The sequence below is a fragment of the Rothia endophytica genome (genome assembly GCF_039543885.1).
Classification (GTDB): Bacteria; Actinomycetota; Actinomycetes; order Actinomycetales; family Micrococcaceae; genus Rothia; species Rothia endophytica.
Genome location: NZ_BAABKP010000006.1, coordinates 97,977 through 104,405, shown reverse-complemented (window position 1 = coordinate 104,405; position 6,429 = coordinate 97,977). Strand labels below are relative to the sequence as shown.

The 6,429-nt window shown below is 54.2% G+C and carries 4 protein-coding genes; 1 reads left to right on the top strand and 3 read right to left on the bottom strand.

Going from position 1 to position 6,429, the window contains the following annotated elements; all coding sequences use genetic code 11:
* Positions 1 to 251: 251 nt before the first annotated feature.
* Positions 252 to 1,058, top strand: coding sequence for a DUF4839 domain-containing protein (locus tag ABD982_RS10415; protein ID WP_345447290.1), 807 nt, complete (start codon positions 252 to 254; stop codon positions 1,056 to 1,058).
* A gap of 106 nt (positions 1,059 to 1,164) precedes the next feature.
* On the opposite strand, the gene dnaE is transcribed toward ABD982_RS10415, so the two are convergent.
* Genes dnaE through lspA form a run of 3 tightly spaced genes read right to left on the bottom strand, consistent with a single transcriptional unit; the run spans position 1,165 to position 6,269 of the window.
* Entirely contained in the window at positions 1,165 to 4,701 is a 3,537-nt protein-coding gene (gene dnaE / locus ABD982_RS10410) for a DNA polymerase III subunit alpha (RefSeq protein WP_345447287.1), read from the bottom strand.
* A 41-nt stretch (positions 4,702 to 4,742) separates the two neighbouring features.
* A complete protein-coding gene (locus tag ABD982_RS10405) occupies positions 4,743 to 5,645 on the bottom strand; it encodes an RluA family pseudouridine synthase (RefSeq protein WP_345447301.1) in 903 nt (300 codons plus the stop codon).
* A 54-nt stretch (positions 5,646 to 5,699) separates the two neighbouring features.
* A complete protein-coding gene (lspA, locus tag ABD982_RS10400; RefSeq protein WP_345447284.1) occupies positions 5,700 to 6,269 on the bottom strand; it encodes a signal peptidase II in 570 nt (189 codons plus the stop codon).
* Between the last annotated feature and the right edge of the window lie 160 nt (positions 6,270 to 6,429).

Below are 6,429 nucleotides of genomic sequence, written 5' to 3'. Positions count from 1 at the left end.
TCACATCAAGACTTGGCGGATTCTTCATACGGGGTTTAGGCGGCCGTTGGGGTTGTATGGGCGGGTGTTTGCGGTGGTGCGGGGGTTGGTGTTTTTGGCTGGGGGTGGGACTTTTGAATAAGCCTCAGTAAATGCCAACGTATTATTATGAAGAATCATGTAGTTGCAGAGTGTTAGCCTGAACCGAGAAGTCGATACTAGGCAATGCTCCTAATTTGTTGAAGTCTGGTTTCCTTAATAAAGGCACAAATATGAAAAATAACGCTACAACTAAATACCGTAGTCAGAAGCTAACAACCCTAAAACTCAAAAAAGAGTCTACTATCAGAAAAATGGAGGCAGACGGTTGGGAGCTAACAGAGGTCGTTGACGGGAAACTTCAAACAACGTTGCACTTCCGTAAACCTGTAAAACCCATCAACATGAAGATTGCCATTCCAGCGGCAATAGCCACAGTAGCTTTACTCGCTACGGCCGGAATCCAATCAGTACTAGAAGAACGACCCGACGAAGAAGAATCCGTTGCGGCGCCACACTCCCAAAGCAGCACACCTTCACCTTCCAATACACGCGCTTTCACCGCTCCAGATTCAATGGCTCCAGCCAGTACAATTCCTTCAGAGCGTTCAGAAGCTAGTGCCTTTCCCACTCCATCGCCAAGCAGTCTGGGAATCATCACCGCGGAAAATAATCCTGAATTCGCAGAAATTTTAAATGAAAAATCTGAGTGCAGTCCACTTATCAAGGATTTTGCATCAACATATGATGGGGGAACAGTTAGCTTTGATGGATTTATCGTGAACATCTTAAAACTTGAGGGATACAGGACGGTTGTGGACGTGCTTATCTCACCTGGCAACTTTAGTGAAACATCACAAAAAGGACCATATTTTAAGTTCGAAGAAGTTCAACCCGCTGTCTCTATGCATTTTCCAGCGGATGACCCTGCAGAGAGTATTTATGTGGGGCAAAATTTACATTTTGAAGCAGAAATTGAATCCTTTGATCAAAATTCCTGCCTGTTTTATCTTGACCCCATCAAGACAACATCACGCTGAATCATCGTTTGACCTATATAATCCAGCTGATTTTTAGTCTCCGGTTGTAAAGCCCTTTATGGCTTTACAACCGAAGCTCTACCCTACTTTGCTCCTACGACTATGGCTAGCTATCGAGGCAGGCTGGGCCCAGTAGCACCTTGAGGTCGCCAAAAAGTGCGGGGTTGGGGGTGACGCGCAGGTCAGGTGCCAGGCGCAGCAGCAATTTCTTGGTGCGAGTGGTCATGGCAATGCGTACCTCTGATTCACCGCGGTGATTCTTCAGAATATCGCGTAGCTGCCCCAAGGTTTCCTCGGTCGCCTTGTACTCGGGAATAACAATGGTGACCGGCCCACCCGTGCCATCTGCCGAAATTTCGGGGATGTGTAGCTCCTGAGCGCTGAGGGTCACCGAACCGTCATCGCGGCGCTGCAGACGGCCCTTGATGGTACAGATAAGATCCTCAGAGAGGACGCCGGCAATCGGCTCATAGGCGCGGCCAAAGAACATGACCTCAATGGAGCCGGTGCGATCTTCTAGCTCCAGTCGGGCATAGGGGTTACCGGACTGCTTGGCGATGCGGCGAGAGACCGAAGTAATCATGCCGGCAACGGTCACGATAGCCCCATCGGGCTTGACCGAATCCTCTGAGAGTAGTCCTTGGATTGTCGAGTCTGAGAGAGCATCGAGCGCCTCTTCTAGCCCGCGCAGGGGGTGATCTGAAACGTAGAGGCCCAGCATTTCGCGTTCAAAGTTGAGTTTGTCGCGCTTTTCCCATTCGGGTACGTCCGGGATGGCGACGGTGAAGTCGCCTACCGGGTTATCGTCTTCACCGCCCAGACCCCCGAAGAGGTCAAACTGGCCGGCTGCCTCCTGACGCTTGACCGAAACGGTGGCGTCAATGGCTTCTTCGTGAATCATGGACAGCGGGCGGCGGTCATGCCCCAGCGAGTCGAAGGCACCAGCTTTAATGAGGGAGTCCACGGTGCGCTTGTTGCAGACCACCACGGGCACCTTGCTGAGGAAGTCGTGGAAGGACTCATAACGGCCCTTCTCTTCGCGAGTGGATACCATAGCTGAGACCACGTTGGCACCCACGTTGCGAATAGCGCCCATACCGAAACGGATGTCCTTCCCAACAGGGGTGAAGTTCAAGGCCGATTCGTTGACATCGGGCGGGAGCACCGTGATTTTCATGTGACGACACTCGTTGAGGTAGAGCGCTAATTTATCCTTATCATCGCCCACGCTGGTCAGCAGTGCTGCCATGTATTCTTGCGGGAAGTGAGCTTTGAGGTAGGCAGTCCAGTAGGAGACCAGACCGTAAGCTGCAGTGTGCGCCTTGTTAAAGGCGTAGTCAGAGAAGGGCAGCAGAATATCCCAGAGAGCTTTCACAGCGCCTTCGGAATAGCCGTTATCTAGCATGCCCTGATGGAAGGTAGCGTACTGCTTATCCAGCTCTTCCTTCTTCTTCTTACCCATGGCTCGGCGCAGAATATCCGCTTCGCCCAGCGAGTAGCCCGCTACCTTCTGTGCGATCGCCATAACCTGCTCCTGGTAGACAATCAGGCCGTAGGTGGTATCCAAGATTTCAGCCAGGGGCTCTTCGAGCTCAGGGTGAATGGGGGTAACGTCCTGCAAACCGTTCTTACGCAGGGCGTAGTTGGTGTGGGAGTTAGCGCCCATAGGGCCGGGGCGGTAGAGTGCGAGCACCGCGGAAATGTGCTCGAAGTGATCCGGCTGCATGAGCTTGAGTAGCTGACGCATAGGTCCGCCATCGAGCTGGAAGACACCCAGGGTGTCCCCTCGTGCCAGCAGCTTGTAGGATTCCGCGTCGTCGATTTCCAAGGTTTCCAGATCAATCTCTTGATCGCGGTTCATTTTGATGTTCTCAAGGGCATCAGAAATGATAGTCAGGTTACGCAGACCCAAGAAGTCCATCTTAATCAGCCCCAGGCCCTCACAGGTGGGGTAATCAAACTGAGTGATAACCTGCCCGTCCTGCTCACGGCGCATAATGGGGATAACGTCGATGAGGTTGTGGCTGGACATAATGACGCCCGCCGCGTGCACGCCCCACTGGCGCTTTAGCCCCTCAAGGCCCTTAGCGGTTTCAAAGACCTTGGCTGAGTCGGGGTCGGTTTCGATGAGTTCACGCAGATCTCCGGCATCCTGGTAGCGCTTATCCTCGGGGTTGTACACATTGGCGAGAGCGATGTTCTTACCCATGACGTCATCCGGCATGGCCTTAGTCAGGCGCTCACCGGTAGAGAAGGGGTAGCCCAGGACGCGGGAAGAGTCTTTCAGCGCCTGTTTCGCCTTGATGGTGCCGTAGGTGACGATCATTGCCACCTTGTCTTCACCGTACTTCTCGGTCACGTAGTGAATCACCTCGGAGCGGCGGCGATCATCGAAGTCCACATCGAAGTCGGGCATGGAAACGCGGTCGGGGTTGAGGAATCGTTCGAAGATCAGATCATGTTCAAGGGGGTTGAGGTCGGTGATACGCATGGCGTAAGCAACCATCGAACCTGCACCCGAGCCTCGACCCGGGCCTACGCGGATGCCCTGTTCTTTCGCCCAGTTGATGAAGTCGGCAACCACCAGGAAGTAGCCGGGAAAGCCCATCTGCGAGATGATGCCGACTTCGTATTCAGCCTGTTTGCGGACGTCATCGGGGATGCCTTTGGGGAAGCGGTAGTGCAGGCCCCGTTCAACTTCTTTGACGAACCAGGATTCCTCGTTCTCTCCTGCGGGGACGGGGAAGTTGGGCATGTAGTTGGCTTTGGTATTGAATTCAACGTGGCAGCGCTCAGCGATTTCCATGGTGTTATCGCAGGCATCAGGGAAGTCGCGGAAGAGCTCACGCATCTCAGCCGGGGATTTGAGGTAGAAGTCATCGGCATCGAATTTGAAGCGCTTGGGGTCCTGCAGGGTTGAACCGGACTGGACGCAGAGCAAGGCGGCGTGGGCCTTGGCGTCCTCTGCATGAGTGTAGTGCAGATCGTTGGTAGCAACCAGGGGTAGCTCTAGCTCCTTGGAGAGCTTGATGAGATCGGTCATGACCTGCTTTTCGATGGACAGCCCGTGGTCCATAATTTCGCAGTAGAAGTTCTCTTTGCCAAAGATATCCCGGAAGTCGCTGGCAGCCTGCACGGCCTCCTTGTACTGCCCCAGACGCAGGCGGGTCTGCACTTCACCCGAGGGGCAACCGGTGGTTGCAATAATGCCCTTGCCGTAGGTCTGCAACAGGTCACGGTCCATACGAGGCTTATAGAGCTGACCTTCCAAGGAGGCCAGAGAGGATGCACGGAACATATTGTGCATGCCCTCGGTGGTCTCTGCCCACATCGTCATATGGGTATAAGCACCGCCACCGGAGACATCATCGCGTCCGCCATCTGCAAACTTGACGCGGGTGCGGTCCTGACGCGCGGTACCGGGGGTCAGGTAGGCCTCAACTCCGATAATGGGCTTGACCCCAGCCTGGGTGGCCTTGTTCCAGAAGTCAAAGGCACCAAAGAGGAAGCCGTGGTCGGTAGTTGCCAGGGCGTTCATGCCCAGCTCTTTGGAGTGGCTAAAGAGGTCTCCTAGTCGGGCAGCACCATCTAGCATGGAGTACTCGGTATGAACGTGCAGGTGGGTGAAGTCGTTATTAGCCACGAGGGTTTCCTGTTCGGTGCAAGGTGCCGGTTGGGTGTGCTTTAGAAGTTGCCGTCTGCCAGAGAGTCTAGAGCGAACTGCAGGTCAGCTGGGTAGGGGCTCTCAAATTCAACGTAGTCGCCGGTGCTGGGATGGTCAAAGCCCAGCTTGTGGGCGTGTAGCCACTGTCGAGTCAGACCCAGGTTGGCTGAAATCATGGGGTCAGCCCCGTAGGTCAGGTCACCGGCGCAGGGGTGGCGCAGGGCCGAGAAGTGAACACGGATCTGGTGGGTGCGCCCGGTTTCAAGGTGCACTTCAACCAGGGACGCCGGGCCAAAGGCTTCAATCAGCTCGTAGTGGGTAACGGCGGGCTTACCGTCCTCGTTCACCGCGAACTTCCATTCGCTGCCGGGGTGGCGACCGATGGGGGCATCAATGGTGCCCTTGACCGGGTCTGGTAGCCCCTGAATCAGGGTGTGATAAACCTTGGTGACGGTGCGGTCCTTGAAGGCATTCTTCATGACCGTGTAAGCCTTTTCGTTCTTAGTCACCACCATAAGACCGGAGGTGCCTACGTCCAAGCGATGCACAATGCCCTTACGTTCGGCAGCACCGCTGGTGGCAATCTCAACCCCGGCATGTTTGAGTGCTCCGACCACAGTAGGGCCGTGCCAACCCATGGAGGGGTGGGCTGCTACACCGGTTGGCTTATCAACCACCACAATGTCATCATCCTCGTAGACAATGCTAAAACCATCTACCTGTTCGGCTTCAATCTGGGTCAAGTCCCTGGGCGGGGTGCCGTCCACCGAAACCTTATCGCCCTCGGAAACCTTAGATGAAGCTTTCGTTTTAAGGGGACGCCCGTTAGCAGCAACAGCGGTGACCTCACCGTTCTTGATCCAGCCGCTCACCGTGGTGCGGGCATGGCCAGAGATTTCGGCCAGCAGTGCATCCAGTCGCATGGCTCCCTGAGTGGTCTCAACGGTATGTTCGATAATGATGCGTTCACTCACGACTTACTCCTCCTCTTTAACAGCAATTTTTTTGGCGCTCACTTCACGGTTGCCGTCCATTCTGATCCCCCAAAAGGTCAGTAGGACAATGACGCCCATAGAAACGCAAATGGCTGAATCAGCTAGATTAAAGATGGCAAAGTTGGGAACTGAGATGTAGTCCACTACGTGCCCAATTCCAAAGCCAGGTGCGCGGAAGAGACGGTCATGGAGGTTACCCACGATGCCGCCCATCAAAACTGCCAACCATACCGTCCACGCCAAAGAACGCGCACGTGCAATCAGTACCGCGCAGACGAGAGCGCCCAGGGTAGAAATAATGGTGAAAATCCAGGTGGTGCTCTCCCCCATGGAGAAAGCCGCTCCGGGGTTGAGGTAGTAGCGCCACCACAGCAAACCATCAATCACAGGGATGGACTGGCCCACATACATAGTGGTTTCAACAACATGTTTAATGATTTGATCAGCGCCATAGACCAGAAGGAAGAGAAAAGCAGCGAGCACGAACTTTTTGACTCCGCTCACTCGTCTAACCGGAGTCAAAGCGGTAATTTTTTGCTGGACCTCTGTCACGGCACCCTTTCGTCATCCTTTGATTCTTAATCAGCCTCTAGCTTATCGCTTATCGATCGCAGGTCGCACGAGGTGCAGTATCTTAGTATCTTAAACATCTCAGGCAGCAACCTTAGTTGGTTGCCGCCTGAGCAGGAATTGAGAACAGCACTAATTTACA